Consider the following 26,820-nt stretch of genomic DNA (forward strand, 5'->3'; position numbering starts at 1 on the left):
GAGCACGAAACGTTACTTCGTCGCGCCGTTGATCGACGGCTGGTCGATCATGCCCTTCTCCACCCCCCACATCGTGGCGATGGTGCGGTACTCACCGGTCTCGATCAGGTGTTCCAGCGCCAGCCGCAGCGACTCGGCCAGCGCCGATCCCTTGGCCACCGGCCAGCCGTAGAGCGCGGAGTCGAACACCTGCCCTGCTGCCTCCAGCGCGCCGCCAGAGGTCTTGATGGCGAACCCGGTCACCGGCGAATCGGCCGACATCGCGTCGACCTCACCGTTGATCAGCGCCGTGTTGAGGTCGTCCTGGCTGACGTAGACGGCCTTCTCGATCCCGGCCATGCCCGCGGCCTCACACGCCGCGCTCTTGGCCGGGATCTCCGCGGTCTCCTGCAGCGACGCGTACGACACGCCGACGCGCAGGCCGCACGCGTTATCGGGATCCACCGAGGAGCCGGCCTGCTGCGCCCACAGCGTGCCTGCCTCGAAGTAGTTGACGAAGTCCACCGACTGCTGACGTTCCCTGGTGTCGGTGAACGACGACATCCCCACGTTGAAATCGCCGGCCCGCACCGACGGGAAGATCGCCTCGAACGCGGTCTCGCGGTACTCCGGCACCAGGCCAAGCGTGCGGGCGATTGCGTTCATCAGGTCGACGTCGAATCCGACGATCTGCCCGTCGGCGTCCTTGAATTCGTTTGGTGAGTAAGGCACGTTGACGCCGACGATCAGCCGGCCCGTCGACCGGATGTCCTCGGGCACCGTCGCCGCGATCGACTGCACCGCACCCGGGACGGCCTCGGGCGTCGCCGTCGACGAGCCCTCGGCCATGGAGGCCGGCGTCGCCTCGCCCCCGTTGCCGCCGCGCCACTGCCAGACGCCGAAGGTGCCCAGCGCGGCCACCAGCACCACGGCACCGGCCACCGCGAGCACCCGCCTGGACATGCCCGGGGTGCGCCGTGCGGCGTGGCGGCCGCTGCCTGCCATCCGCACCGGCGCGTTGAGCGCCCGGCGCGCGGCATCGGCCAGCGCGCCCGCGCTCTGGAACCGCTTACCGGGCTTCTTGGCCATGCCCTTGGCGATGACGTCGTCGAACGCGGCGAGCCCGGGATCGGTGGCCGACGGGCGCGGCACCTCCTTGCTCACATGCGCGGCGATCTGCTGTTCGAGCGTTTCGGCGGGGTACGGCCGCACCCCGGTCAGGCACTCGTAGAGCACACAAGCAAGCGCGTAGATGTCGGCGGTCGGGTCGACGGGTTTGCCCTCGAAACGCTCGGGGGCCATGTAGGCCATCGTGCCCAGGGTGCTGCCCGCCGTCGTCAACCCTTGTTCGCCGGCCGAGCGGGCGAGCCCGAAGTCGATGAGGTACACGAAGTCTCGGTCGGTGAGCAAGATGTTCGACGGTTTGACGTCGCGGTGGATCAGGCCCGTTGCGTGCGCGGCGTCCAGCGCCGACGCGAGCTGTTCGACGATGCTGACCGCCAGCGCCGGCTCCAGCGGGTTGGGCCCGTCGGCGAGCATGGTGCCGAGGTTGCGGCCCTCGATCAGGCGCATGTCCAGGTAGAGGCGGCCGTCGATCTCGCCGAAGCCGTGGATCGGCACCACGTGCGGATCGTTGAGGCCGGCGGCAGCTTGAGATTCGCGCCGGAACCGTTGCTGAAACGTCTCGTCGGCGGCCATCGCGACCGGCAGCAGCTTGAGCGCGACGACGCGGTCGGTACGGGTGTCGTAGGCGCGATAGACCTCACCCATTCCGCCCCGGCCGATCAACTGCTGCAGTTGATAGTGCCCGAATGGTGTCGCGTCCACCCTCACTCCTCGCAGCGTGCCCCGCGTCGCTGTGTCGATCGAAACTACAACACGTTTGCCAGCAATGTGGCCGCGCGTGCCATTCGCGGATGCGATCAGGCCGCTTTCACCAGGACCGCGTCCGCGGTCGGCAGCGTGAGCGTGACGTTGGAAACCCGCAGCTCGCCCAGCGTCCATACGGTCTGATACGTGCCCGCGGCGCGACGATCTGCATGGATGGCTCTCCGGGGGACACCTAGTGAAGTGCCAAGCTATGCGCGAATTCTTCGCTCACCTACTACTGCGCCACGTAACTTGAGCGAATTTGTCGCGCATAGCTTGGCAGTTAGGTCACAGTGCCTCTCGAGACCGCACCTCTGGAGACGGCGGCAGACCGCTCCTCGGCGCCGTCACTGGAAAGCGGGTCGCGCGCGCGGCGGGATCGCACCGTGATCCGGGCGCCGCGTTTCGGCGCGAAGATGACGTGCCGCAGCCGCACCTTCTCATCGGCCTCCGTCGTGGTGGCCAACTCGACACGACGCAAGACCTCGCGCAGCACCACGCACATCTCGGTCAGCGCAAAAGTCGCACCGAGACAACGCCGATTGCCGCCGCCGAACGGCAGCCAGGTCGTCGGGCTCAGCGTCGCACCCACCATCCGCTCCGGATCGAAGTCCTCGGGCCGCGGATAGACCGACGCGCTCGAGTGCACCAGCGTGATGCTCGGCACCACCATCACCCCGGCCGGCAACCGATAGCCGGCGATCTCGACCGGTTCCTTGATGATGCGACCGACGTCGGGCACCACCGGCCGCACCCGCAGCGTCTCCTTGGCCACCGCGTCCAGGTACTCGTCGTCGCCGGAGTCCGCCGCGGCCACCGCCTTGGCCAGCACCTCGGGATGGCGCGTCAACCGTTCCAGCGCCCACGACAACCCGGTCGCGGTGGTGTCGTGGCCGGCGGCCAGCAGCGTGATCAGCTGATCGCGTAATTGCTTGTCGCTCATCGCCGTACCGTCCTCAGCACCGGCCTGCACCAGCATCGCCAGCGCGTCGGTGCGCGACGCCAACTCTGGGTCGGCGCGCCGTTCGGCAATCTCCTCGTACAGCAGCCGGTCGGCTTCGGCGATGTGTTCGCGCAACCGCCGCCACGGCCGGCGCTGCAGCAGATGCGGCTTGGCCAGCGCGACCGACTGCCACGGGCCGACGTCGAGCAGCCGCGGCATCACCGCGCGCAGCGCCGCCAGCCGGGCCGGGTCGCTGGCGCCGATCACCGTGCGCAAAATGACCTCCAGCGTGATCTCGGCCATCTTCGGCGCCACCGCGAACGGCCGGCCCACCGGCCAGCCCGCGATGTTCTCCGCGGCGATCTCGGCCATGGTCGCCGCCTGACGCGCGACCGCGTCGCGATGGAACGGCGCCATCATCAGCCGACGACGCTCGCGGTGCGCGTCGCCGTCGACCACCAGCACCGAACTGTCCCCGAGCAGCCCGCGCAACATCGAATTCGCTTCCCCGGCATGGAAAATCCGCGGATCACCGGCGAACACCGTCTTGATGTCGTCCGGGTCGGACAGGTACACCATCGGGCCCATCATCGAGTTGCGCAGCGTGAAGACGTCGCCGTAGCGGCGCCGGCACGCGGCCACGAACGGTCCCCAGCACCGCGCCATGGCCATGAGCTGGATGAACGAGGGAATCGGCGGTCCCGGCGGCAACCCTGCCCGGCTTGTTCCACTCATGCCTAATAGGCTACGAGTTCCCGTCGCGACATGGAACGGGTTCGTTCGATCACGGCTGATACAGCAGGATCCGGTCGTCGCCGTCGCGCGGGGTCCCCCGCCCGTCGCGGTTGCTGGTGGTGAACCACAACGCGCCATCGGGTGCGGCGACCACCGTCCGCAGCCGCCCGAACCGGCCCACGAACAGCGACTCCGGCTCACCAAGTCCGCCGTCGGCGCCGACCGGTATCCGGAACAGCCGCTCACCGCGCAACGCCGCGACCCACAGCGCGCCGCCGAAAGACGCCAGCCCGGACGGCGATGCCTCATCGACACCCCACTGCACCACCGGGTCGATCAGACCTTCGGTGCCGGCGCGGCCCTCGGCCATCGGCCAGCCGTAGTTGCCGCCCGGCTCGATCAGGTTGAGCTCGTCGATGCGGTTGGCGCCGAACTCGGTGGCCCACATCCGGCCGGCCGCATCCCAGGCCAGCCCCTGAATGTTGCGGTGGCCCAACGACCACATCGGCGATGCCGGATCCGGGTTGTCCGGCGGGATCGACCCGTCGAGGTTGATCCGCAGGATCTTGCCGCCCAACGACGACGGGTCCTGCGCCAGACCGGGATCACCGCGCTCACCGGTGGCCACGTAGAGCTTGCCGTCCGGGCCCAGCGCGATGCGACCGCCGTTGTGGATCGTGCCCGCCGGGATGCCGGTAAAGATCGGTGCCTGCTCGGAGAGCGCGGCGCCGTCGAAGCTCATCCGCACCACCCGGTTGTCCTGTGCGGTGGTGATGTAGGCGTAGACGGTTTGGCCGACGGTGACCAGTCCCAGCAGCCCGCCCTCCCCGCGCGCCGCGACACCATCGACCGCACCGACCTGGTTCACCGTTCCGGACAGCGACAGGTGGTGGATGGCGCCGCTGTTGCGTTCGGCGATCAACGCACTGCTGTCGGGTAGGAACGCGATGCCCCACGGCACGTCGAGGTTGGTGGCGACATCGCGCGGCCCGGCGGGATCGGGTTGGCCGTCGGCGTCGCCGCCGCAGGCGACGGCCACCATCGCGAAAACCGCTCCGAGCGCGACCGCCACCTTCCCGGTGAGCTTCATGCGCCCCGAGTTCCCGCGCCCGGGCACGTCAAACGACCCGCATAAGGCGGCACAGACCGGGTACGGCTGTGTGGTGAGCACCTACCCGGCCTTCGACACGATGCCGATCGGCCAGCGCTGGCGCGCCGGGTCGTCGGGCAAGACCCGCGAGGACACCGACCCCTACAGCGGCGACACGCTGGCCGAGATCCCGCAGGCCGACGCCGACGACCTGAACGAGGCCTATTCGACCGCTGTTGCGCAGCAACGCGATTGGGCATCGCAGCCGCCGGCGGCGCGCGCCGAGGTGATGCGCAACGCCGCCGACGTGATGGCCGCGCGCAAAGACGAGATCACCGGCTGGCTGATCCGCGAGACCGGGGGCACCGTCGCCAAGGCCGAACTCGAGTACGGCCTGGTGCGCTCGGTGCTGTGGGAGGCCGCGACCATGCCGCACCACGTCGAGGGCCGCATCATGCCGTCGGACATCCCCGGTAAGGAAAGCCGGGTCTACCGCGGCCCGGTCGGCGTCGTCGCCGTCATCTCACCGTGGAACTTTCCGATGCAGTTGTCGAACCGGTCGGTGGCACCCGCACTGGCCGTCGGCAACGCCGTGGTCCTCAAACCCGCCGGCGACACCCCGGTGACCGGCGGGCTGCTGCTGGCCCGCATCTTCGAGGAAGCCGGGTTGCCGCCCGGGTTGTTGAGCGTGGTGGTCGGCTCGGGCTCAGACATCGGCGACGCGATCGTGACGCACCCTGCGCCGCGGGTCGTCTCGTTCACCGGGTCGACGCCGGTCGGGGAAGGTATCGCGGCCAAGGCCGGCCTCAAGCACCTGGCGCTGGAGTTGGGCGGCAACGGCCCGTTCGTCGTGTTCGACGACGCCGACCTCGACCTGGCGGTGCGCGCCGCGGTGTTCGGCTCGCTGTTCCACCAGGGCCAGGTCTGCATGATCGCCAACCGGATCATCGTCGACGCCGCCGTGCACGATGATTTCGTCGACCAGTTCGTCAAACAGGTTCGCGAACTGCGCGTCGGCGATCCGAGCGATCCGGCCAACCATCTCGGGCCGATCATCAACTCCTCGCAGGTGGAGTCGATCCAAGACAAGCTTGCGCGCGCCGGCGACGACGGCGCCGAGGTGTTGCTCGGCGGCGAACCGTTCGGCCCCACCGGGCAGTGCCTGCCGCCGCACGTCCTGACCGGCAGCAACGACGTCGCGACCGCGCGCGAGGAGGTCTTCGGCCCGGTGATCACGATCGTGCGCGCCGAGGACGACCAGGACGCGCTGCGACTGGCCAATGACACCGAATACGGTCTGTCGTCGGCGGTGTTCAGCCGCGACGTCGAGCGCGCGGTGCGCTTCGGTCGCCAGATCGACGCCGGCATGACCCATGTCAACGACTCACCGGTCAACGACGACGCCAACACCGCATTCGGTGGTGAGAAGGCCTCAGGCATCGGCCGCTTCGGCGGCCAGTGGGCGATCGACGAGTTCACCACCGACCACTGGGTGTCGGTGCAGCACACCCCCCGCCAGTACGCGATCTGACCAGACGCCCCCGCGTCGTTCACTCCCCTAGATCGGAATCCGGCTAGGTTGACGGCGAGTCGCTACCTATGCGGCGCCGGATACGAAAGATCGTGGAGACATGCGCGTTGACGGGCGGGAGATCGCCGTTTCCGGCAGCCTCCTGCAGCCGCTGACCCGGCGGACCAACGACATTCTGCGGGTCATCCTGTCGGGGCTGTTTCTGGCGATCGTCATCTTCAGCTCGCTGGTCACCCGCTACGAGTGGGTGGCGCTGGAGCAGTCGATCTCCGGGATCGTCGGGGTGCTCACCCCCACCCAGGCCAACCTGGTGTACATCGCCTACGGCATCGCGCTGGTGGCGCTGCCGTTTCTGATCCTGGTCGGCCTGATCGTGTCGCGGCAGTGGAAGCTGCTCGGCGCGTACGCGGCCGCTGCGGCCATCGCGGGGCTGGCGCTGTCGGTGACCGGTGACGGCCTGGCCGCGCCGCGCTGGCACTTCGACCTGTCCGAGCGCCTCGATTCGGTGACCTCGCAGTTCGTCGACGATCCGCGCTGGATCGCGATGCTGGTCGCGGTGCTGACCGTCTCGGGACCGTGGTTGCCTGCGCGTTGGCGGCGCTGGTGGTGGGCGCTGCTGTTGGCGTTCGTGCCGATCCACCTGTTGATCAGCGCGATCGTGCCCGCACGATCGCTGTTCGGGCTGGCCGTCGGCTGGTTCGTCGGCGCGCTGGTGGTGCTCGTCGTCGGAACCCCCGGCCTGGAGGTGCCCCTGGATGGCGCCGTGCGCGCGATGGCACGACGCGGCTGCGTGGTCACGGGGCTGACCGTGGTGCGGCCCGCGGGCGCCGGGCCGCTGGTGATGCTCGCGACATGTGTGGACCAGAAGTCATCAGCGGTGATGGAGCTGTACGGGCCGCACCAGCGCGGCGGCGGTGTGCTCCGCCAGCTGTGGCTCAAGCTGCGATTACGCGACCGCGAAACCGCCCCGCTGCATGCCTCCATGCGCCGCCAAGTGGAACACCGCGCGTTGATGGCCATCGCGATCGGACAACTCGGCCTCGCCAACACCTCGACGATCAGCGTCGCCGCCCTCGACCGCGGCTGGACGCTCTACGCCCACACCCCCGCCCGCGGCGCCCCGATCGACGAAGACACCATCCCCGTCGGCCGCGTGTGGGAGTCGTTGCGGTCGCTGCACGACTGCCAGATCTCCCACGGCGACCTGCGTGCCAGCAAGATCACCGTCGCCGACGACGAGGTGCTGTTCGGCGGGTTCGAGCGGGCCGAGTACGGCGCCACCGACGCCCAGTTGCGCTCCGACGTCGCCCAGCTGCTGGTCACCACATCCGACCTGTACGACGCACCGTCGGCCGTGCGCGCCGCCATCGACTCGTTCGGCAAGGACGCGGTGCTCAACGCATCCCGGCGGCTCACGAAAGCCGCAGTGCCCCAACATATCCGGCAACCGATCGAGGACGCCGGCGCGGTGATCTCGGAAGCGCGCGACGAGGTCAAGCGGCAAACCCGCGTCGACGAGATCCGCGCCGAGACGGTCACCCGGTTCACCCGCAGCCAGATCATCCAGCTGGTGCTGCTGATCGCGCTGGTGTACGTCGCCTATCCGTTCATCAGCTCGGTGCCGACCTTCGTCACCGAACTGCGCACCGCCAACTGGTGGTGGGCGCTGGTCGGGCTGGCGGCATCGGGGCTGACGTATATCGGTGCGGCGGCGGCACTTTGGGCCTGCGCCGACGGCCTGGTCACGCTGCGCGGGCTGACCGTCATGCAGGTCGCCAACAAGTTCGCTGCGACCACCACCCCGGCCGGCGTCGGCGGCCTGGCGCTGTCCGCGCGCTACCTGCAGAAGGGCGGCGTCAGCCCGATGAGGGCCACCACCGCCGTCGCACTGCAACAGTCGGTGCAGGTGATCACCCACATCGGGCTGCTGATCCTGTTCAGCACCGCGGCCGGAGCGTCGGCGGATCTGGGTCGCTTCGTCCCCGACATCGCGGTGCTGTACCTGGTCGCCGGGGTGGCGCTGGGCCTGGTCGGCACCTTCTTGCTGGTGCCCAAGCTGCGGCGATGGCTGGCCACCGCGGTGCGCCCGCGGCTGCAGGAGATGGTCGGCCACCTCACCGAACTGGCCCGCGAGCCCAGGCGTCTTGCGATCATCGTCGCGGGCTGTGCGGCGACGACGCTGGGTAACGCATTCGCCTTGTGGGCGGCGGTGGCGGCGTTCGGCGGGGACACGTCGTTCATCACCGTCACCGTGGTGACGATGGTGGGCGGGACGCTCGCGTCGGCGGCCCCCACCCCCGGTGGCGTCGGCGCCGTCGAGGCCGCGCTGATCGGTGGTTTGGCGGCGTTCGGAATGCCTGCCGCGACCGCGGTGCCCGCCGTGCTGCTCTACCGCGTCCTGACGATTTGGCTGCCGGTGTTCGCCGGGTGGCAGGTGATGCGCTGGATGACGAAAAACGCACGAATTTAGCAGGTCGACGCGTCGGCGGGGCCGTTCCAACACCACCCCCACAACGGGTACTGTCGACTCATCGTGTCGAGAACAGCTGCGCGAACGAGCAAGACCAACCGCCACATTCGGTAAAGGGTGACGATGACAGATCAATCAAGCGCAGGGACCGGCCAGCCAGAGTCCAAGTGGCTGTCGAAGTCGGCGGCTCAGACCCGCGGCTCAGACAAGAAGGAAGTCCAGTTCCACTACGACATCTCCAACGATTTCTTCAAGCTGTGGCAGGACCCGACCCAGACGTACAGCTGCGCTTACTTCGAACGCGACGACATGACGCTCGAAGAGGCCCAGATGGCCAAGGTCGACCTGGCCCTCGGCAAGTTGGGACTGCAGCCGGGTATGACGTTGCTGGACATCGGCTGCGGCTGGGGTTCCACCATCATGCGGGCGGTCGACCGCTACGACGTCAACGTGATCGGACTGACCCTGTCGGAGAACCAAAAAGAGCACATCGAGAACCACTGGTTCGCCAACTCGAAGAGCAAGCGAAACATGGAGGTGCGGCTGCAGCCGTGGGAGGAGTTCGAGGGCCGCGTCGACCGGATCGTGTCGATCGGGGCCTTCGAGCACTTCGGGTTCAACAAGTACGACGACTACTTCAAGAAGACGTTCAACTGGCTGCCCGATGACGGCGCGATGCTGCTACACACGATCATCATTCCGGAAGACGAAGAGATCAAAGCCAAGGGTCTGCCGCTGACCATGTCCAATGTGCGCTTCATCAAGTTCATCATGGACGAGATCTATCCCGGCGGGCGGCTGCCGCTGGCCTCGATGGTCCGGGATCACGCCGTCAAGGCCGGCTATACGGTCACGCGCGAGCAGCACCTGCAGCCCCACTACGTCAAGACGCTGGACACCTGGGCGGCCAACCTCGAAGCCCACAAGGACGAGGCGATTTCCATCACGTCCGAGGAGATCTACGAGCGGTTCTACAAGTATCTGACCGGCTGCGCTGACCTGTTCCGCGACGGTTACACCGACGTCTGCCAGTTCACGTGTGAGAAGGCAGGCGTTTAGCCGATTTACGAAAAGTGAGATATACAAAGTGCGTCAATTGCGCACCCCATAGCTGAAGGAGCCGAACGCGGATGTCGGAGAGCAGGTCGGGCTCGACGAAGATCTCGACGGATATGCGGCCAGCCTACGAAGATGTTCAGGCCCATTACGACCTATCCAACGAGTTCTTCGGGTTGTTCCAAGACCCGTCGCGCACCTACAGCAGCGCCTACTTCCAGCGTGACGACATGACGCTCGAAGAGGCGCAGCTGGCCAAGATCGACCTGGCTCTCGGAAAGCTGGATCTGCAACCGGGTATGACGCTGCTCGACGTCGGGTGCGGTTGGGGCTCGGTGATGAAGCGGGCGGTCGAGAAGTACGACGTCAACGTCGTCGGTTTGACGCTGAGCAAGAACCAGCGCGCGTTCGCCAGCGAGATGTTGGCGGGACTCGACACCGAGCGCTCGCGGCAGGTGCATCTGCGGGGCTGGGAGGAGTTCGACGGCCGCGTCGACCGCATCGTCAGCATCGAGGCGTTCGAGGCGTGGCCCAAGTCGAAGTACAAGGCGTTTTTCGAAACGTGCTACCGCGTCATGCCCAGCGACGGCCGGCTGCTGCTGCAGACCATCATGGGACACCCGCTCAAGCGGTGGCCGGAGATGGGCATCCCGATCGTCATGAGCGACTTGAAGTTCATGCGGTTCATCGCCAAGGAGATCTTCCCCGGGGGTGCCGTGCCGTGCGACGAGGATGTCATCGACTTCTCCCGGGACGCCGGCTTCACGCTGCAGGAACTCGACAAGCTGAACCCGCACTATGTGCGGACCCTGCGCACCTGGGCCGACGCGCTGGAGGCGCACCACGACGAGGCCGTCGCGGTGACGTCGGAGGAGATCTACCAGCGCTACATGCACTACCTGACCGGCTGCGCGGACTTCTTCGAGCGCGGCATCTGTGAGGTCGGGCAGTTCACCCTCGTCAAGTAATAGCGATTTGTGTGCGTTTACGCGCGCTGAGCGCGCGCAAGCGCACACAAATCGCTCTATTAGGGCGCGCCGAACACCAGCGCGACGTTGTAGCCGCCGAACCCGAACGAGGTGCTGATCGCGTAGCGGTAGTCGCCGCGGCGCGGACCGCCTGCGACGACGTCGAGGTCGATCTCGGGGTCGGGTTCGGTGTAGTTGAGGGTCGGCGGCACCACGCCGTCGCGCAGCGTCTGCACGGTCAGCGCGGCTTCGACCGCTCCGGCGGCGCCCAGTGAGTGACCCAGCGCCGCCTTCGATGCGTACACGGCGGGTTTGTGCGCGCCGAGTGCGCGACCGATGGCTCGCGCCTCGGCGAGGTCGCCGACGCGGGTTCCGCAGGCGTGGGCGTTGATGTGGTCGACGTCGGTGGGCGTCAGCCCCGCCACCTCGATGGCGCGGCTGATCGCATCGCCTGCGCGCTCCCCCGAGGGTTCGGGCTCGAGGGCGTCGTAGCCGTCCGACGTCATCGCCGCGCCCATCAGCCGCGCCAGGATGCGCGCGCCACGCGCTTTGGCGTGCTCCTCTCGCTCGACGAGCAGTAGCGCCCCGCCTTCGCCGAGCACCATGCCGTCGCGGTTCTTGGCGAACGGGCGGCAGGCGCCCGCCGGGTCGGCGTTGTTGGTGGACATCGCGCCCTGCTGAATGAACGCCGCGACCGGCACCGCCTCGATCTCGGTTTCCACGCCGCCGCAGATCGCCACATCGGCGTCGTCGAACACGATGTGGCGCCAGGCCTGGCCGATGGCCGCTGCGCCGGAGGCGTCGGCCATCACCGGCGACATGATCCCCGCCTTGGCCTGATGGTCCAGTCCGAGCGCCGCGGCCGCCGAGTTGGGCATGTACATCTGCACGGCCAGCGGCGAAACCGCCCGCAGCCCTTTCTGTTTCCACGAGTCGTACTGGGCCGGGATCTCCTCGGTCGAGCCGAGCGCCAACCCGACCGAGACCATCAACCGCCTGGTGTCGACTTCTGGGGAACCGGCGACCTCCCACAGCCGGCGTCCGAGCAGGGTGGACATCTTCTGCATGAACGCCATCCGGCGTTTCTCGACGCGGTTGAGTTGATCGTCGAAGTCCTCGCGAAGCTGTCCGCCGATGCGGACCGGTGATTCGTATTCGCCGACGAACCACTTGTCGAGCGCGCGGATTCCACTGTCGCCCTGCAGCAGTTGCTGCCACGTCTGTTCGGCGTCGGGCGCCAGCGCGGTCGTTGTGGCCACCGCGGTGATCACAACACCGGGAAGCCCGTCGCCGGTCATCAGCGAAGCCATACCAGGTGCTCCTCCATGCCAACGTTTAGATTAGAACCCGGATGCTGCGGAGGCGAGATTAGGTGACTGAGCGCAATGTGATTGGTGGTCCGCTCGAGCCGTGCGGCACCGAGCCGATGACTGGCTTCTACCGCGACGGGTGCTGTTCGACCGGTCCGGAAGACATCGGCAGGCACACCATCTGCGCGGTGGTGACCGGCCCGTTTCTCGATCACCAGCGCGCCATCGGCAACGACCTGTCGACGCCTCGGCCGGAGTTCCGGTTTCCGGGGCTCAAGCCGGGTGACCGGTGGTGCGTCACCGCGGTGAACTGGTTGCGGGCGTATCGGGACGGCGCGGCGGCGCCGGTGGTGTTGGCGTGCACCCACGAACGCACGCTGGAGGTGGTGCCGTTGGAGGCGCTGCGCGAGCACGCCGTCGACGTGCCCGACGACCTCGGTGACCTTTGACGATCGGCGCGACGCGGTGGCGGTGAGGCCGTACCGTGAGCGCATGGCTGACGATGTACCCGCGGTCACGCTGTCCAATCCCCCGGAGCGTCTGCTGCGGGTGGCCAACCCGACGATGCGGCTGCTGATGCACACGCCCCTGATCGGTTCGATGCGCCAGCAGATGATCGTGCTGACGGTCACCGGACGCAAAAGCAGGCGCAGGTTCTCGTTTCCGTTGAGCGCGCATCAAATTGACGGCGTTTACTATGCGCTGACCAGCGCGCCGTGGAAGAACAACTTCCGCGGCGGCGCCAACGCCACGGTGCAGCACGCCGGGTCGATCGTCCGGGTACACGGTGAGCTGATCACCGAACCTGCCGACGTCGCCGACATCTGCCGGCGCTGCGCGCAGGCCTACGGCGCCAAACGCGCACAGATGTCGCTGGGCATGAAGTTCCGCGACCACAGCCGCATCCCGACGCTCGAGGAGTTCGCCGATGCGGTGGCGCGGGAGCGTTTCGCGGCGATCCGGCTGACGCCGAGAAACTGAGGGTCAGCGCCGCTTACATACAAGCGGTGCGCGGTCGGCCATACCCTCGGGTACGTGCCGTGCGTCTGACCACGTGTAGGCAACCCGCGGGAGCCGAAAAAATAAGTTTGAATATTTCCATTCCGGTCATGCTGTTACCAAATCGTGCTGTGATGGGGGTCACGCTATATTGAATTCAACTGGATCGAGAGATCCGCTTGAAGGGGGGGAGCGATGGATCCGACATTGAGTCCCGCGTGGATCGGCGTGCTGGTCGTACCCATGGCGGTCATGATGGCGTTGGCGTACGTGGTGGAGCGACGACAACGCCGGCGCGATCACGCCGACGGTGTCCTGTTGTCCTTTGACGATCTACGACTGACCCGCACACACCTGCTCGTCGGGTCCGGTCCGGAGGCCCAGAGGTTTCCCCTCGCCGGGCTCACCGCGACAGCCACCACCACTGCACCGCCCGGGCACGACGCCGACGAGGTCCACGTCATCATCGAGAACGCGGGCTGCGAGATCCGCCGTCGGCTCCCGTACTCGTACGGTTCCAGCGGAGATGCGCAAATCTTCGCGATCAAGTTCAACGTGCTCGCCGGCCCCTCCCCGGGTTCGGTGGGTGTGCGAACGGATCAGCGCGCCGCCTGACCATCCTGCTGCTCCAACAGCCGCAGCGGATGCAGACCGTCGACCGCGCCGACGAACGGTGGATGCACGCTGTATCCGATCATGCGGCGGATGTCCGCGGAGACCTCGCGCGCGGTGTCCCGTGATATCGAGAGCGTGAAGGCCTCCATCGGCCGCAACCAGGGCTGGCAGTACTGGGCGGTGACGGCCAGCCGCGCGGCAGCGCTGCTGTTGGCGCCTCCGCCGTGCCAGAGTGTGCCGACGAAGAAGACGCAGGATCCGGCGGGCATGACGACGGGGTGCGCAAGATCCTCTGACGTGGGCCCGCGCCTTCCCCAGCGGTGGCTGCCCGGATAGAGGACGGTGGCGCCGTTGTCTGCGGTGAAGTCGTCGATCGCCCAAATAGTCGCGGCCGCAAGGGGATCGCGGGGCCGCGGTATCGGATAGAACCCGTCGTCGTGATGGGCCAGCTGCGCGGTCTCGCCGGGTTGGATGTTGATGGCCTGCAGCGCCGACAGCAGGTAGTTGTTCATCAGCAACCGGTCGAGCACCGCGAGCACCCGCGGATGGTCGACGAGCCGGTCGCAGACGCGGGTTCTACTCAAGAGGCTGTAGATGCGCTGGGTGCGATGGCCCTCGAACGAGTTGCGCCCGGTGTGTGAGAGCCAGGGTGCGACCGTCGATTTGATCTGGCGGCACTCTTCGGCGTCGAGCAGGTTCTCCCAGATGATGTAGCCGTCGCGCTCGATGGCCGCCATGTCGGCGTCGACGACCGCCGGGTCCACCGAGGCGCCGCTGCTGGGTGTCCACTTGTGCCGGCCCGCCAGATCGCTGCGCAGGTCGTCGAGCGTGCTGACCGGATCGTCGTCGATGCTCATGGCTGTCCCTTACCGGCCGACATGCGTTCGGCGGCCTGTAGGCAACATTGGACCTCGCTGGACCGCTGGTCAAGACGCTGGGCCGGCGCGGTCACTTTTGCGAGAACCCGATCTACGCGGCGTGCACGTCATAGCGTGACAGCCATGGCTGAACAGACCCCCGCCGTCACCGCGGCGCATCCGCCGGAGAAGATGCTGCGGATCGTGAACCCAATACTCGACAAGTTGCTGCGCACGCCGCTGGCCGGACCGCTGCGCAGCCGGATGATGATGGTCGACGTCGTCGGCCGCAAAACCGGCAGGCAGTACTCAATCCCGGTGAGCGCACACAAGATTGACGGTGGCCTGTACGCGTTGACATCGGCGGGCTGGAAGAACAACTTCCGCGGCGGGGCGACCTGCGACGTGGTGGTCGACGGGCGGACGACGAAGATGCGCGGTGAACTGCTGACCGATACCGCGCAAGTTGCCGAGTTGTCCCACCGCTGCGCGAAGTACTGGGGACCCCGACTCGCACCGTCGATGATGGGTCTGAAGTTCCGCGACGGCGGCATACCGTCGGTCGCGGATTTCGCCGACGTGGTGCAGCGTGAACGCCTCGCGGCGGTGCGGTTCACCCCTGTGTGAGCGTCGCTTGCGTCGATTTTGCACACAGGGTTGTTGATTCGGTCGCGCAACGGCCCGGTGTGCAATTTTCGGCTCAGCGTAGCGCCGACGAACCGTTTTCAGACTGATCGCACGTACCGGGCCGCATCGGCGGCGTACTGCTCGGTGACGTAGACGTCGTAGCGCTGGGCTTGCAAGGACTGCACGCTGGAGAAGTCACGCTGACCGCGAGTGGACCAGTGCGCGACGAAGCCGAACACGGCGCCCCAGAACGCGCCGATGACCGTCGCAATCAGCACCACCCAAATCCACAGGGGCCCCACGGCGAAGATGGCGAACAGTAGGCCGATCAGCAGACCGAACCAGGCACCGCTACCAGCGCCGGCCAGCGCCGCCCGGCCCTTCGTCATGCGCCCGGTGACGCTTTCGACCGTGCTCACGCCTTCGCCCACGATCTGTACGTGCTCGACTGGAAACCCACCGTCGGACATCCGATCCACCAGCTGCTGAGCCGACAGATAGTCGTTGAACGACGCCAGCAGGGACCGCCTACCCTCGGCAGTCGTTTCCAGGCGTGCGTTGGGTTCCGGTGAGGTCGTCATGGTTTCTCCGATCCGTGAGGTCGATTTCGGCCATCGGGGTACCCGCCCAATTAGTCCCAAAACCGGCGAGGACGGGAGCAGGGCTGCGCTCGCGAGCGCCGGATGTCAGTCGTCCCAAGATGACAAGGGGCCTGCCGCGACCACGAACCCCACTGGTTGCGCTATGCCGGGCTACCAGTTGGCAATGCTCGAATGAACCTGGTGCAGACGGTGGCAGCGATGGTCGCGCAGGCAATACCGCCTTCGGACGAACTCGCCCTGACGCCCGTCGCCGCGGCCGAGGTGATAGCCGCGCCATCACGCGACGTTGAATGCGGCCGGGGCGGTCGCCTCAGCGTCGAGCCAGCTTCTCCGTCTGCTTGGCGATGAAGGAGTTCCAGTCCGAGGCGCGCTCGACCAGGACGTCGCGAACCTGATCGTCGGTGAACAGCATGAAGGTGTCGTTGAGGATGGCTTCGGCGACCTGCTCGCCGACCTCATCTGGTCGAAGGATCTCAAATTGTTCGCCGGGATAGCCGGTTTGGACCTTGGGACCGAAGGCGGCGGGCATTGTCGCGAGGATGTTGGTCGCCACCGGGCCGGGGCAGAGCACGGTGACACCGATCCCCTGCGGCTGCAGATAAAGCCGGAGTCCTTCTGAGATCTGGACGATCGCGGCCTTCGTCGCCGCGTAGGGCATCCGGTCGTACGAGTACGTGTAGAGACCGGCGAACGATGCGGTGTTCACGATGTGGCCATGGCCCTGCGCGATGAGAAGCGGGAGAAAGACGGCGTTGCTGCGCACGACGGACATCAAGTTGATATTGATAATCCGCTCCCACTCACCGACCGGCATGTGGTCGGGTCGACCGCTGGTCAGTACGCCGACGTTGTTCATCACGATATCGACCGAGCCGAACCGGTCCAGAGTGAAATCGCGGAGGTCGGCAAAGGCGTGATCGGTTCCGACGTCGCATACGAACGCCTCGGCCGCGTAACCGTTCTCTCGTAGTTGCGCCGAGGCGTCATTGGCGTTGTCCGCGTGAACATCCGCGACCACGACCCGCACTCCTCGCGTGGCCAGGGAGTGTGCGGTCGCGCGGCCGATGCCGCTGGCTCCGCCGGTGATAACGGCGGTGGCGTCCTGCAGGTTCACCGGATCGTGAAGCCGGCGTCGAGCGGCCATTGAATGCCGGTGATGAACTTGGCCTCTTTGGAGACGAGGAAGGCCACGGCGTTGGCGACGTCCTCGGGCTGGAGGATGGGCAACGGAAGTGCGTTCTCCATGCCGGAGATCGCGTTCTGGCCGCCTTCCGCCGCTTGCGCCATCAACGCGTTCATCGCGTCGTTCTGCGTCATGCCGCTGAGGACCCCGGTGGGGTGGATGGTGTTGACGCGGATCCATTCCGGGGCAAGGTAGTTGGCGAGGTTCTGCATCAGCGCCACCACGCCTCGCTTCGCAGCCGCGTAGGCGTTGCCGCTGGCGTTAAGTGAGGCGGTGCCCTTCAGGCCCGCGGTGGAGCTGGTGATGACGATCGACCCGCCGCGCTTGCCGTCGCGCATGACGGGCAGAGCCGCCCGGATGGTGTGGTAGACGCCGGTGAGGTTGGTATCGATGACGTTCTGCCAGTCCTGCATGAAGTCGTCGGATTCACCTGCGAGGCGGACGATTCCGGCGTTGGCAATGATGATGTCGATGCGGCCGAATTGCCCGACGCCAGCGTCGACCGCGGCCTGCATACCGTGGAGGTTGCGGACATCGCCTTTGCGCGCCACCATGCGGCGGCCTTCTTTCTCGACGAGCCGTTCGGTTTCCTCGAGGTCGTCAAGCGTGGCGTTCGGATATGTCATCGTCTCGATGTTCTCGCAAATGTCGACGCCGACGATGTCGGCGCCGTCGCGCGCCAGCCGCACCGCGTGAGCTCGGCCCTGTCCCCGGGCGGCACCGGTGATGAAGGCGACCTTGCCTTCGAGTGGCTTCGACATCAGTCTCCTTTCGCGGCGGCCGTGATCCGCCGCCACGAGTCGTCGGCGGCCGTCTGCAGGAGACGGCCCTTGGGAAACCCGCTGTAGGCGGAGAACTGCAGGATGACTTCGTTCATCTCCGCACGGGTGATGTCACCCGACCCCAGTGCCGCGCCGACATGTGAGTAGATCGGCCCGAGCGCGCCCGAGACCCCGACGGCGGCGACGGTGATCAGGCGGCGCTCACGACGGCCGAGGTCGGGTCGTTGCCAGAGGTGGCCGAAGACGAACGCGAGGATGCCCGCCTGGAAGTACGGCGAGTCGCGCGGTGGCGCGGGAAGCAGGTTGACGTCGACGAAGCACTTCTCGCCCTCGTCGAGGCGAACGTGGTGATCGGTCGGCCCTAAAGAATCCACCGGGAGATCGCGCCGCGGGGGGACCTCCTCGCCGCGCTCGGCGGCCAACCGTGCCCACTGGCTGCGAGCCGCTCCTTCGGCTTCGGACGCCCGAGGCCAGCCGCAGTAGACGGCGAATTGTAGTACGAACTCGAGGATCTCGTCGTAGGTGATGTCACCGCTGGCAAGTGCGGCGTACATGTGCTGGTTCATGTGGTCAACGCTCTCGAGGGCGCATACACAGGTGAGGGTGACGAACCGGCGATCTCGTCTGCTGAGGCCCGGTCGTTCCCAGACGGGCCCGAAGACAGGATCAGCGATCATCACGTCCTGATATGCCGGGTCGGCCATGAACACCCCCTAGGAGTCGGTCGACTGAACTCTAAGTCCATAGACTTAATTCGTCCAGTGTGAGATTCTGGGCATCATGTCCAGGTCCGTGTCTGTGCCGGTGGAGCCGTCGGCGAAGCAGCAACTGGTGCTCACCGCCGAGCGGTTGTTCGCGCAGCGCGGCCTCGACGGTGTTCCGCTGCGCCAGATCGGCACCGATGCGGGCATGGCCAACAAGTCGGCGGTCCAATACCACTTCGGGTCGAAAGACGGCCTGATACAAGCGATTCTGTTGCACCGCCTCGAGGAGTTGACTCAGCGACGCCGGCTGCTGGCTGCCCGGGCTCCCGCCGATGACCTACGCGCGATCATCGAGGCGCATCAGCTGCCGCTCATCGAGATGGCAGAGGACGAGAACTGCTTCTACGTCTCGTTCTTGGAGCAGCTGCTGCGCTACGACTCGTCGATCAGTCCGCTCGCGAACCTGCCCGCGGAGCATCAGCGCTCGCATCGGGAGTACGTCAAGAGGGTCAGCGATGTCACCAGGCACATTCCGCGGCCCATCCGCGAGGAGCGGATCCACAGAGTCTCCGCGATGTGTGTGCACGCTTGCGCCGACCGCCATCGATACCGTGCGTTCGGGCTGCCGGTTCCGTTGTACGCATTGCACGTCAGCTCTTTGCTCGACGATTTCGTGGCGCTGCTGGTGGCTGCACCTTCGGAGGAGACGCTCGCCGCTTTGAAGGGATCGCGGGCGCGCCGCGTGGCGCTTCGGGCGTTGCCTTAGGGCCCGGACGGAGCTCGGGGCCCATGGGGTCTCGTCGAGTGCAGAGATATGAGCGCCTACGGCCTTCCGGGATGGTTTTGGGGAGGCCCAACATGATTCGCGCAGAAGTACGCGCTGGCGCCTGCCGCTCATCACCTCCGGACCGGCGCCCCGGGGACCGTCTGGGTGACGAGGGCAGGGGGTAGACCCTTTGGCCCGGTAAGCCAGTCTGCCGAGACGCAGGTCCTCCGACCGCGACCCAGCCGCTTCGATGGTCCGCTTCACAGTCCGGAAGTTGATCCCCGATCCCTTTGCAGCAGCATTGATGGACTCACCGCGGCGGTGCGCATCGAGAACGGCGATTACAGTCTCGACGGGTTGGTCGTTGTACCTGATGCAGTCAGGTCGGCGGCAAGGTCGGTATCGGCCTGCCAGTCGGCATTGTGCGACCACAACCCCGCATCCACCAATTCTGCGGGAAAGTCGCGAGCGCACAAGGATCCGCTGAACCCCCTGGTAGCGGAAGACCTTCTCCACTCCGGCCTCGCGGAGGGCGTCGAGTTGCAGCGCCATGTTCTGGTTGGCGGTCGAAACCCTCGCGGATCCCATGTGCGCCACTGCATTCCCCTGCCTCATTAACCCGTACATGTGTTCGTTTTGAGAAATACCGGTTATGGGACAGCTTTTCTAGACAGTCGGGAACCGGTGTCGTCGCTGCTGGGATGGCAGACCGAACCCGGTGCGCCCCAGTCTCAAGAACCCATCGCTTTCGAGACGTGGGTCTGCCGCGACGGCCTACCTTCCAGCCCAGCCGACGATCTGATCAACTACTCGACGAACGGACGGCATCTCCACCCCTGCCAAGTCGAGGGCGCGGACGAGGCGCCTCACCCCTTCCGGCGATTCGATGGGCAGTCCGTAATGCTTCTGGGCGTGTTCCTTCCAGGGAGCGGAAGCCGGCGAGGTTTCCCCGAGGGCGTCGCGGCACTCCTGAACAAGCTCATGCCAGCCCGGAAAGTCCGCCAAGTTGCCTCGCGCTAAACCTGCTGCGTGCTGACGGATGCCGTCCGCCGGCAGCGCGAACAGCAAGTCATCTTCAGGAATCCCGAAGACGGTGGGCAAGGGCAAACCCCTTGACTCGAACGTCCTGATCAACCTGATGACTTTTCGTTCTTCCCCTGATCGCCTCTTCCGTGGGCGCTCATGCATCGTGGCGGTGACGGTGTTATCCGTCAGAATGCCCATCTTGATGCCCAAGCGGACGGTGAGTTCGGAGTCGATCAGACCTTCGAGGTTCTTCGTGCCGTGAATGGGGACGATTAGCACCCCGGCGGCGTCGAGGGCCGGCCCGGCGTACTCGTCGAGAACCGCTTCATCGAGGGTGCCCTCCACGAACAAGACGGCACGACGGAGAGACAGCGCCACAGCAGGATGCATCCCGACCTCGGCAGCTAGTTCCTGCAACACGGGGGTCGCTGCACTCGACAAGGTGCGAGCGCGGGTGAGCACAGCATCTTGGAGTTCTCCCGCTACATCGGTCCAAGTTCCGTCGCCACGGGTCACTTTGACGAACCTCACATCGCTGCCGGTCGTCCGCAGAAACTCTTCGTGGTGCGAAGCGGCCACAACCTGAAAACCGGCATTCACCATGCGGCGACACCAACGAACCACACTCGCGACCGCAGATGGGTGAAGGTGTGCTTCAGGTTCGTCGACCAGGAGAACTGAACCCGAAAACCTCCTGCCCGCGTCATCAAGTACGCCTGATGTTAGCCAGTCTTTTTCCATGATGTGGATCGCCACTTGGAGCGCGATGGATAGCCACCGGGAGGCGCCCCTGCCGAAGTCGTTGATGGGATGCCCGTTGTCGCTTCCTCGCTCCACGTATTGCACACGGACATGGGGTGAACCGGCCCACTCGGTCGGAACTATAAGTTCTGTGCGGATCAGGCCGTCTAGAAAGTCGGGCAGAAGATCGGTTGCCAACGCGGCCAGCTGATCCAGTCGTGCGACTACCTCTGGACGAACACGCCAGGCGTCCCTATGGGGGTCAACCACTAGGCGGGTGCGCTTTCGGCCGAGCAGCGCTTCCGCCTCCTTGATGCGGTCATCCTCATCTAACTTCGCCCCCTGAAACCGCATCAGAACTCCACGGGAGCCGGGAATGTGGGTGATGGGGAATCCCCCATCGGTGTCTTGCCACCTGTCCGGGACGACACTCAGATCGGCGATTGCCGCGGTCACCCATCGGTCAACGTCGGAAAACTCCCAGCCTAGGAACACGGGCCGCACACGCGGCTCGGCGCCGACCAGTCGGGTTCGCTCGTCAACCGGGTGAACCTCGTCGGGCGAAACATCGTCGCGAATCTCCCCGTCCAAATCGGTCTTTGTCCAGTAATCGCGCAGGTCCACGAACCAAAGTTCCTGCTGCCAGTCTGGGTTGGGCAGGCTCGTATTATCCGGAGTGCTGGCATAGCAGACCTGGTCTTGCGGCAGTCTTGGAAACCGGAGGTAGCCGCCGTCCACGTTGTCGGGGATCAACGTCAGGACAGCATCATCGAACTCCAAGCCCTGCTCAAGATCAACATAGACTGCCCCGTACGCGCCGGTGTCGGCACGCAAATCACGGATGCGGTTGCTCTCATCGAAGAACACATGTGGAGCAAGCACGCCATAGATCGCTTCGAGTATGTAGGTCTTGCCGACGTTGTTCCTTCCGAACAACACGGTAAGAGGACCGACATCAAACTCCTCGACTGGGACCGCCCTATAGCCACCCAAACTGATTCTGGACATCCGCACAGCCCGAAACCTACCGTCCCTTGTGGGCCAGTGATGGCATCCTCGACCGCATGTGCAACGACGCAATCCCGGTACGCCTCGTTGAGTGGAACGTCGCCATGTCGCTCCACACCAAGGCGCACCTGCTGGCGCCCCTGAACCCCACCGTCGCGGTCCTGCCCGAATCCGCCGGCACCGCCCTGGCTAAAAACGCACTACAGGCGGTCGGAGCGACATCCGTAAGATGGATCGGCGGCAATCAAAATAAGGGCCTCTTTGTCGCCGCCTTCAACGGATGGCAACTAGCCATCGACGACGAATACGACCCCGGGTACCAGTGGGTCATGCCCGTGCATGTCACCGGCCCAGGGCATATCCGACTGCTGGCGGTATGGGACATGAATCACCGAGGGACCGGTCACCTATCGGCTCGGCAACTCGGGGCTTGCCGCGCCTCCATCGACCACTACGAGCAATTCCTTTCTGGCCCCGCCGATCTGGTGATCATCAGCGGCGACTTCAATAACTCCGTGTGCTGGGACAAGCCCGCCAAACGAGCAAAGTTCGGCGACTTCATGGACCAGTTGGAAGCACGCGGGTTTGTTAGCGCGTATCACCACACCCGTGGCTGCGAACGCGGTGCAGAGCCAAACCCGACACTCTGGTGGACCAGAAACGCCGATAAGCCCTACCACATCGACTACACGTTCGTTTCCCGCCCGGAAGCCATAGACGCCGTCACAGTCGGCGCTCACACCGATTGGCTCGCCTACAGCGACCACAGCCCCATGGCCGTCGATCTGCGGGTGACTTCAAGCGCCGACTCCTCCGCTGCTCCGACACCACGAGAGTCATCGCAGGCGGACGCGGTGAATACCGTGATTCCAGAGCGGTCCACGGACCCAGCGAGTCGCGGACTGTCCGCCGCTCCGGACCTACCGGCGCGACCTTCAGACAACAAACTGACGCGCTTTCAACTCGAACCAGGCAGCCTGCCCGACATGCTGTGCGGCGTCAACGGCGAAGGGTTCGTCCAGGCGTTCCGCCCTACGTCGTTCACCGCCGAGTGGTCAAGCGGAGTGCTGGTGGAGGTGAGGATATGGGGACCACGCGTGCTACAAGATGGTTCTCTCGGCAAGCGCGATCTCGATCATCGCTGGAAGAGGGCCAAGGCAGGTGGTGGGATCGATATCATCGACCTGCCACCACTGGTCGCTGACCGACTTCGGTCGTCCGATGCCACAGCTAGGTGAGTCAGCCGTCGCCGATGATCACGCATCCCTGCAGCGTTCACGCGGGTTAAGGCGTTCACGCGGGTTGATTGGGCCACATCATGCATGACAACCACAGATGGACGACCGCCACCTGCCGACTGTCGACGCTTGGCGGAAACTTTCACCTGCTAGTCGAGCATCTTCCGTAGCCGAACTAAACCCAGACGGTCCATCCAACGCCACCCGCTTGGCTTTCGCTCCTTGGGTGACGGCATATGTTGGCGTTGCCGCCAGGCAGGCTCATCAGTGGGAGGCGAAGGCTTTTCATACCCGTACTGGTTGGGTGACGGCATGTGTTGGCGCTGCCGCCAGGCAGGCTCATCGCCGGGCGGCGAAGGCTTTTCAAACCCGTACTTGATGTCGCGGATCGGATCAGCGCCCGCACCCCGCTCACCCATCGTTCGCCGTCTGCGCTCACTCATGTTTAACCTCTCAGCCTTGGCGGTCTAAATTACGGCCGCCCGGTGACGAACGCCAGTGATGACGCAATAGGTGACGCACGCCCCGTTGGGGGTTCTGAGCGGGGTGCTCAGCAATCGTCTTATACCGAGGAGACCGAGAGGTCCTTAATCTCGACGTAACCGACTCAGGTCCGATCACCATGTAGCGCGGTCCGGAGAAGACCTGAGTTTCGATCCGCCCCGCCCCGGTCTGACAGGCGGCGTCGGCATAGCGTGTATGCGCCCTGGCCGCCGTAGCTGCCGCCCTGCTCCACCGGGACGGCCTACTATGTGCCCTGAGAGATGAAGCCATCGCCGACTTTGAACATGCCGTTGATGGCCGGTCCAGGCGGCATTTCGCCGGCAGTGATGAGGACTCCTTCGCGCTCGAACTGATGTTTCTGATGAAGCTCACCAGGTAAGCATGTCGAGGAGTCTCAGATCGCTGACAGCCCGCATCGCCTGAACTCGCGCGGCCGAGTGGATGGCCATCCTGTTGCGCAGTTCGGTCAGCCCGTCGGCGCTACGCTCGAGGTCAAGCCTGATCGCGGCCCAGTACATCCGCCTATTGCCTCGGCTCGCGTAGATCGCCGCTGCCCGCGTCGCGGCCTTCGCGTAGGTCCGTACTAGCCGACTGTCCAGAATCGGAAACTGCGTCGGCCGCTTGAGATGCAGCACCTTGCTGATCTTCGCGATGCCGACGCCCTTCGGGGCCGCGCCTGCGAAGTGTCCGTATAGGCGGAGCATCGAGTCGTAGAATCCGCCGACCTCGGCGGGATCGGCATCCTGCAAATCACCGCTGACAGGAGTCCACGGTGCGGTGATGGAGAGTGCGATGAACCATTCACCCTCGACCGCGCTTATCCGCGAACTAATCGCTCTGGTCCGCGCTATCTCGCCCAGGCTGATTTGAAAGGGGTGTCCCGGGCCGGGATAGTCATAAGTCATTGGTGTGCGCAGCGGGTACCTTTCCAGGCACTGCACTGCTTCGTCGAGCCCCATAGATTCTCCCGCGATCACAATGCGGCCCGCCTGTGGTGGCTGCTTCGTCACGGCCGAGGTCATTCTGTGATCAAGTCGGAAATGGGATGGAGTTTCGCGGATTTCGCCGGGAACAGGGTGAGATGGCGATGAGGGTGGGCGGGTACTCCGGCGGGTAGACGGGCTTGGAGTGGACGAAAGCGCCCAGTCGGCGTTCGAGGAGACCACACCCTGCCCGCTGCGCCTGCGCCAGGCTGCGCCCTTCACGGCGTCGGTCGATATCCCGCTTCCCGAAAACCGAACACGTCAGGTGGCCCAACTCGACCAGTCGACCGGCCGGGCACCTGAATTCATCCGCGCAGTGTGGTCCCTGCTGTCCCTCGGGTTGTGTCCGGTCCGGAGCGGTTAGAGGCCATCTCACTTTTCTAATAGTGCGCCACCCCGTTTCCGGCATAACTCGGTTGCGTCAGATATATCGCGCACTCGTCCGGAGAGCGGTTCGTCTGCGACTGGCAGACGTACATGTTGATGTCGATTGGACCGGGAGGAAGGAAGATATTCGTGTCGTGGTAGGACCAGAAACCCACCGGCACGTCCAACCCTACGACGTAACTGCAGTACGCGGTCGCACCGCCTGCGGTGACGGTGGGATCACTTCCCTGATTGCACGAACAGCCGATCACCGCAGCGGTGGAGGGTCCCGACGGAGCCGGACAGCGGTTGGGTTGCGCCGACGCCGACGAGGAGGTGACCAATGCGGCTGACAGGAGTACCAACATCCCTACAGTTGCTGCGAGGTAATTCCGGGCGGTCTTTTTGCCTTCACGTGCCCCCATTCGTCGGAGATTACCGCCGACGCGCGACGTTTGGCGCCAGTTCGACCCCGCCCGGTGGTCATCGTGAACTTCATCGGCCTGGCCCGTCTTAGTGACCCAGCCGGCCTTGGAGCACACACGGGCCGAAGTTAGAGGCACTGTCGGCCCCTCACCGCGATACCGATCAGTCGATTGGCTCAGTCTTCACGGCAACGTCCTCGCCCGCCCGTCGAGCAGCTTGCCTATGACAGCTTCGAGTCGGTGATCGGTCATGTCGCTCACGCGCAGCGCTTTCGGTCCCACTGACTCATCGGTGTAGAAGTACAACGCCCGCGTTCCATTTGCGTGTTTCTGCTGTGCGAGGTTTCGGGCCGTCTCGATGGGGAACAACCAAACGCTGTCGGACGACATGTCGACACACGCGAGCCACTGCGCCGGAGAGTCGTCCGGGAAGGCCCAACTCACAAGCAGTTTGCCCTTGCCTCCAGCCGGCTTCGGCGCGACGTTCGCTTTGACCTGAATAGTTGCTGCTGACTGATGACCCGGCACATACATCACCAAGTCGATGCGGAATCGGTGGTGAGGCGGGCACTGTCGATGCCCAGTTTGAGCAGTTGGTACTGCACCAGAAGTTCTCCGGCAGCGCCGATTGCCTGGGTGCCGAGCTTCACGGAAGTCATCTCGAACCGGCCTTGTCAATGTGGTTACGCACGATGCAGACGGGAGTCCGGCACACGCTCCTGATCACTGCCGAGCTACGCGACGCGCTGCTCGGGCTCGAGTTGTCACAGGCAACATTCACAGGTCCTGGACCACAGGGGTGACGCGGGACTTGCGCGGGACTTGGCGGTACTTGGCGCTTCGGCGTGGCGCCCTTCAATCACGTGGGCAGCTCTGTGCGGAGCCGCGATGACTTGACGAACGGGCTCGGCTTGAACCCTGTTCCGCTGTCAGCCGTTGCGGGCCGACTTCTGGAGCGCGAGCGCCGAGACTACTGCGCGCCGTTTGTTGACGACGATTACCGCTCCGTTGCCAGTTCCGAGAGACGCACTCTGCGCTTCGAGAACGTCTTTTCGGCCTCGCTCGTGCGACACGACGCCTCATCGTGTAGTCGGTTGAACAGAAACATGAGGTGATAAGTGTCGGTTCGCCGCGCTTCTTGTCCTTGCTCCTGGCTGATGGTCGCTTGAATCTCGTTGACTTGGTGCGAGCTCGACGACGCGCGCTTCCTCGGCGGGGTCCGCACGCTCGCACCCGTAGTCGTCACCGAAGAGGCGTGCGGACAAAGCCGCTATCCCGGACCGGGCAGATTTTTTGCTGTTGTTAGACGAGCTTATGGGCAGGAGCGTTGTCTTCTCGGCGACGAGCAGTGACTCTGCCTCTCGAGCCCGTTTCGCGCGTCACCGCGAGGGACGTTTCAGACGGGGCCCCACCGCAGGCGGCAGGACCCCGTCTGTCTTTGCC

23 protein-coding genes are annotated in these 26,820 nt (G+C 65.5%); 10 read left to right on the plus strand and 13 right to left on the minus strand.

Going from position 1 to position 26,820, the window contains the following annotated elements:
• Nucleotides 1-12: 12 nt before the first annotated feature.
• From stpK7 to ABQF13_RS07885, 3 genes are all read right to left on the minus strand, one after another.
• On the minus strand, nucleotides 13-1,806 hold the full coding sequence (gene stpK7 / locus ABQF13_RS07875; protein WP_448392178.1) for a serine/threonine protein kinase StpK7: 1,794 nt from the start codon (nucleotides 1,804-1,806) through the stop codon (nucleotides 13-15).
• A 325-nt stretch (nucleotides 1,807-2,131) separates the two neighbouring features.
• Nucleotides 2,132-3,526 (minus strand): cytochrome P450, encoded by a 1,395-nt coding sequence (locus ABQF13_RS07880; RefSeq protein WP_448392179.1) that lies wholly within the window; start codon nucleotides 3,524-3,526, stop codon nucleotides 2,132-2,134.
• 49 nt (nucleotides 3,527-3,575) lie between these two features.
• The gene (locus tag ABQF13_RS07885; protein ID WP_448392660.1) at nucleotides 3,576-4,568 is read right to left on the minus strand and encodes a PQQ-dependent sugar dehydrogenase; all 993 of its coding nucleotides are present in this window, start codon (nucleotides 4,566-4,568) and stop codon (nucleotides 3,576-3,578) included.
• A 121-nt stretch (nucleotides 4,569-4,689) separates the two neighbouring features.
• Between ABQF13_RS07885 and ABQF13_RS07890 the strand changes: the two genes are divergently transcribed.
• The 4 genes from ABQF13_RS07890 to ABQF13_RS07905 all read left to right on the plus strand — a co-directional run bounded on the left by ABQF13_RS07890 (nucleotide 4,690) and on the right by ABQF13_RS07905 (nucleotide 10,641).
• Nucleotides 4,690-6,147, plus strand: coding sequence for an aldehyde dehydrogenase family protein (locus ABQF13_RS07890; protein ID WP_448392180.1), 1,458 nt, complete (start codon nucleotides 4,690-4,692; stop codon nucleotides 6,145-6,147).
• A 100-nt stretch (nucleotides 6,148-6,247) separates the two neighbouring features.
• Nucleotides 6,248-8,617, plus strand: a complete 2,370-nt coding sequence (locus ABQF13_RS07895) for a flippase-like domain-containing protein (RefSeq protein WP_448392181.1) — start codon at nucleotides 6,248-6,250, stop codon at nucleotides 8,615-8,617.
• A 123-nt stretch (nucleotides 8,618-8,740) separates the two neighbouring features.
• A complete protein-coding gene (locus ABQF13_RS07900) occupies nucleotides 8,741-9,676 on the plus strand; it encodes a cyclopropane mycolic acid synthase family methyltransferase (protein ID WP_448392182.1) in 936 nt (311 codons plus the stop codon).
• Nucleotides 9,677-9,747: 71 nt separating this feature from the next.
• Nucleotides 9,748-10,641 (plus strand): cyclopropane mycolic acid synthase family methyltransferase, encoded by an 894-nt coding sequence (locus ABQF13_RS07905; RefSeq protein ID WP_448392183.1) that lies wholly within the window; start codon nucleotides 9,748-9,750, stop codon nucleotides 10,639-10,641.
• A gap of 59 nt (nucleotides 10,642-10,700) precedes the next feature.
• Here the strand turns inward: ABQF13_RS07905 and ABQF13_RS07910 are convergent, their stop codons facing one another.
• Nucleotides 10,701-11,951 (minus strand): KasA/KasB family beta-ketoacyl-ACP synthase, encoded by a 1,251-nt coding sequence (locus ABQF13_RS07910; protein ID WP_448392184.1) that lies wholly within the window; start codon nucleotides 11,949-11,951, stop codon nucleotides 10,701-10,703.
• A gap of 62 nt (nucleotides 11,952-12,013) precedes the next feature.
• Here ABQF13_RS07910 and ABQF13_RS07915 point away from each other — a divergent pair, with 62 nt between their 5' ends.
• The 3 genes from ABQF13_RS07915 (at nucleotide 12,014) to ABQF13_RS07925 (ending at nucleotide 13,565) form a co-directional block, all read left to right on the plus strand.
• On the plus strand, nucleotides 12,014-12,400 hold the full coding sequence (locus ABQF13_RS07915) for a DUF2237 family protein (protein ID WP_448392185.1): 387 nt from the start codon (nucleotides 12,014-12,016) through the stop codon (nucleotides 12,398-12,400).
• 43 nt (nucleotides 12,401-12,443) lie between these two features.
• Nucleotides 12,444-12,932 (plus strand): hypothetical protein, encoded by a 489-nt coding sequence (locus tag ABQF13_RS07920; RefSeq protein ID WP_448392186.1) that lies wholly within the window; start codon nucleotides 12,444-12,446, stop codon nucleotides 12,930-12,932.
• Between the two features lie 213 nt (nucleotides 12,933-13,145).
• Nucleotides 13,146-13,565, plus strand: a complete 420-nt coding sequence (locus ABQF13_RS07925; RefSeq protein WP_448392187.1) for a hypothetical protein — start codon at nucleotides 13,146-13,148, stop codon at nucleotides 13,563-13,565.
• Here ABQF13_RS07925 and ABQF13_RS07930 read toward each other — a convergent pair.
• A complete protein-coding gene (locus ABQF13_RS07930; protein ID WP_448392188.1) occupies nucleotides 13,550-14,422 on the minus strand; it encodes a phytanoyl-CoA dioxygenase family protein in 873 nt (290 codons plus the stop codon). The two genes, ABQF13_RS07925 and ABQF13_RS07930, sit on opposite strands and share 16 nt — an antisense overlap.
• A gap of 144 nt (nucleotides 14,423-14,566) precedes the next feature.
• On the opposite strand from ABQF13_RS07930, the gene ABQF13_RS07935 reads away from it, so the two are divergent.
• Nucleotides 14,567-15,049, plus strand: coding sequence for a hypothetical protein (locus ABQF13_RS07935; protein WP_448392189.1), 483 nt, complete (start codon nucleotides 14,567-14,569; stop codon nucleotides 15,047-15,049).
• Between the two features lie 98 nt (nucleotides 15,050-15,147).
• Here the strand turns inward: ABQF13_RS07935 and ABQF13_RS07940 are convergent, their stop codons facing one another.
• The 4 genes from ABQF13_RS07940 to ABQF13_RS07955 all read right to left on the minus strand — a co-directional run bounded on the left by ABQF13_RS07940 (nucleotide 15,148) and on the right by ABQF13_RS07955 (nucleotide 18,320).
• Nucleotides 15,148-15,630, minus strand: coding sequence for a YflT domain-containing protein (locus ABQF13_RS07940; protein WP_448392190.1), 483 nt, complete (start codon nucleotides 15,628-15,630; stop codon nucleotides 15,148-15,150).
• 331 nt (nucleotides 15,631-15,961) lie between these two features.
• The gene (locus tag ABQF13_RS07945) at nucleotides 15,962-16,765 is read right to left on the minus strand and encodes an SDR family oxidoreductase (RefSeq protein WP_448392191.1); all 804 of its coding nucleotides are present in this window, start codon (nucleotides 16,763-16,765) and stop codon (nucleotides 15,962-15,964) included.
• The gene (locus ABQF13_RS07950) at nucleotides 16,762-17,595 is read right to left on the minus strand and encodes a mycofactocin-coupled SDR family oxidoreductase (protein ID WP_448392661.1); all 834 of its coding nucleotides are present in this window, start codon (nucleotides 17,593-17,595) and stop codon (nucleotides 16,762-16,764) included. The genes ABQF13_RS07945 and ABQF13_RS07950 overlap by 4 nt, the downstream gene beginning before the upstream one ends.
• Nucleotides 17,595-18,320 (minus strand): carboxymuconolactone decarboxylase family protein, encoded by a 726-nt coding sequence (locus tag ABQF13_RS07955; RefSeq protein WP_448392192.1) that lies wholly within the window; start codon nucleotides 18,318-18,320, stop codon nucleotides 17,595-17,597. The genes ABQF13_RS07950 and ABQF13_RS07955 overlap by 1 nt, the downstream gene beginning before the upstream one ends.
• Nucleotides 18,321-18,396: 76 nt before the next feature.
• On the opposite strand from ABQF13_RS07955, the gene ABQF13_RS07960 reads away from it, so the two are divergent.
• Entirely contained in the window at nucleotides 18,397-19,086 is a 690-nt protein-coding gene (locus ABQF13_RS07960) for a TetR/AcrR family transcriptional regulator (RefSeq protein ID WP_448392193.1), read from the plus strand.
• A 774-nt stretch (nucleotides 19,087-19,860) separates the two neighbouring features.
• Here ABQF13_RS07960 and ABQF13_RS07965 read toward each other — a convergent pair.
• The gene (locus tag ABQF13_RS07965) at nucleotides 19,861-21,861 is read right to left on the minus strand and encodes an AAA family ATPase (protein ID WP_448392194.1); all 2,001 of its coding nucleotides are present in this window, start codon (nucleotides 21,859-21,861) and stop codon (nucleotides 19,861-19,863) included.
• 56 nt (nucleotides 21,862-21,917) lie between these two features.
• Between ABQF13_RS07965 and ABQF13_RS07970 the strand changes: the two genes are divergently transcribed.
• Nucleotides 21,918-23,099 carry an endonuclease/exonuclease/phosphatase family protein gene (locus ABQF13_RS07970; protein ID WP_448392195.1) on the plus strand — a complete coding sequence of 394 codons (1,182 nt, stop codon included), beginning with the start codon at nucleotides 21,918-21,920 and terminating at the stop codon, nucleotides 23,097-23,099.
• Nucleotides 23,100-23,971: 872 nt separating this feature from the next.
• Here ABQF13_RS07970 and ABQF13_RS07975 read toward each other — a convergent pair.
• From ABQF13_RS07975 to ABQF13_RS07985, 3 genes are all read right to left on the minus strand, one after another.
• Nucleotides 23,972-24,625, minus strand: coding sequence for a DUF6308 family protein (locus ABQF13_RS07975; RefSeq protein ID WP_448392196.1), 654 nt, complete (start codon nucleotides 24,623-24,625; stop codon nucleotides 23,972-23,974).
• 935 nt (nucleotides 24,626-25,560) lie between these two features.
• Nucleotides 25,561-25,914 carry a hypothetical protein gene (locus ABQF13_RS07980; RefSeq protein ID WP_448392197.1) on the minus strand — a complete coding sequence of 118 codons (354 nt, stop codon included), beginning with the start codon at nucleotides 25,912-25,914 and terminating at the stop codon, nucleotides 25,561-25,563.
• Nucleotides 25,911-26,036 carry a hypothetical protein gene (locus tag ABQF13_RS07985; RefSeq protein ID WP_448392198.1) on the minus strand — a complete coding sequence of 42 codons (126 nt, stop codon included), beginning with the start codon at nucleotides 26,034-26,036 and terminating at the stop codon, nucleotides 25,911-25,913. Before ABQF13_RS07985 ends, ABQF13_RS07980 begins: the two co-directional genes overlap by 4 nt.
• Nucleotides 26,037-26,820: the final 784 nt, after the last annotated feature.

The sequence above is a fragment of the Mycolicibacterium sp. XJ879 genome, from assembly GCF_053483935.1.

Coding starts and splice junctions, on each gene's coding strand:
- ABQF13_RS07940 (WP_448392190.1), bottom strand. CDS start 15,630: ATGACGACCTCACCGGAACCCAACGCACGCCTGGAAACGACTGCCGAG.
- ABQF13_RS07955 (WP_448392192.1), bottom strand. CDS start 18,320: ATGGCCGACCCGGCATATCAGGACGTGATGATCGCTGATCCTGTCTTC.
- ABQF13_RS07970 (WP_448392195.1), top strand. CDS start 21,918: ATGTGCAACGACGCAATCCCGGTACGCCTCGTTGAGTGGAACGTCGCC.
- ABQF13_RS07985 (WP_448392198.1), bottom strand. CDS start 26,036: ATGACTTCCGTGAAGCTCGGCACCCAGGCAATCGGCGCTGCCGGAGAA.
- ABQF13_RS07895 (WP_448392181.1), top strand. CDS start 6,248: ATGCGCGTTGACGGGCGGGAGATCGCCGTTTCCGGCAGCCTCCTGCAG.
- ABQF13_RS07885 (WP_448392660.1), bottom strand. CDS start 4,568: ATGGTGGCCGTCGCCTGCGGCGGCGACGCCGACGGCCAACCCGATCCC.
- ABQF13_RS07920 (WP_448392186.1), top strand. CDS start 12,444: ATGGCTGACGATGTACCCGCGGTCACGCTGTCCAATCCCCCGGAGCGT.
- ABQF13_RS07935 (WP_448392189.1), top strand. CDS start 14,567: ATGGCTGAACAGACCCCCGCCGTCACCGCGGCGCATCCGCCGGAGAAG.
- ABQF13_RS07950 (WP_448392661.1), bottom strand. CDS start 17,595: ATGTCGAAGCCACTCGAAGGCAAGGTCGCCTTCATCACCGGTGCCGCC.
- ABQF13_RS07975 (WP_448392196.1), bottom strand. CDS start 24,625: ATGACCTCGGCCGTGACGAAGCAGCCACCACAGGCGGGCCGCATTGTG.
- ABQF13_RS07925 (WP_448392187.1), top strand. CDS start 13,146: ATGGATCCGACATTGAGTCCCGCGTGGATCGGCGTGCTGGTCGTACCC.
- ABQF13_RS07960 (WP_448392193.1), top strand. CDS start 18,397: ATGTCCAGGTCCGTGTCTGTGCCGGTGGAGCCGTCGGCGAAGCAGCAA.
- ABQF13_RS07930 (WP_448392188.1), bottom strand. CDS start 14,422: ATGAGCATCGACGACGATCCGGTCAGCACGCTCGACGACCTGCGCAGC.
- ABQF13_RS07900 (WP_448392182.1), top strand. CDS start 8,741: ATGACAGATCAATCAAGCGCAGGGACCGGCCAGCCAGAGTCCAAGTGG.
- ABQF13_RS07880 (WP_448392179.1), bottom strand. CDS start 3,526: ATGAGTGGAACAAGCCGGGCAGGGTTGCCGCCGGGACCGCCGATTCCC.
- ABQF13_RS07910 (WP_448392184.1), bottom strand. CDS start 11,951: ATGGCTTCGCTGATGACCGGCGACGGGCTTCCCGGTGTTGTGATCACC.
- ABQF13_RS07905 (WP_448392183.1), top strand. CDS start 9,748: ATGTCGGAGAGCAGGTCGGGCTCGACGAAGATCTCGACGGATATGCGG.
- ABQF13_RS07965 (WP_448392194.1), bottom strand. CDS start 21,861: ATGTCCAGAATCAGTTTGGGTGGCTATAGGGCGGTCCCAGTCGAGGAG.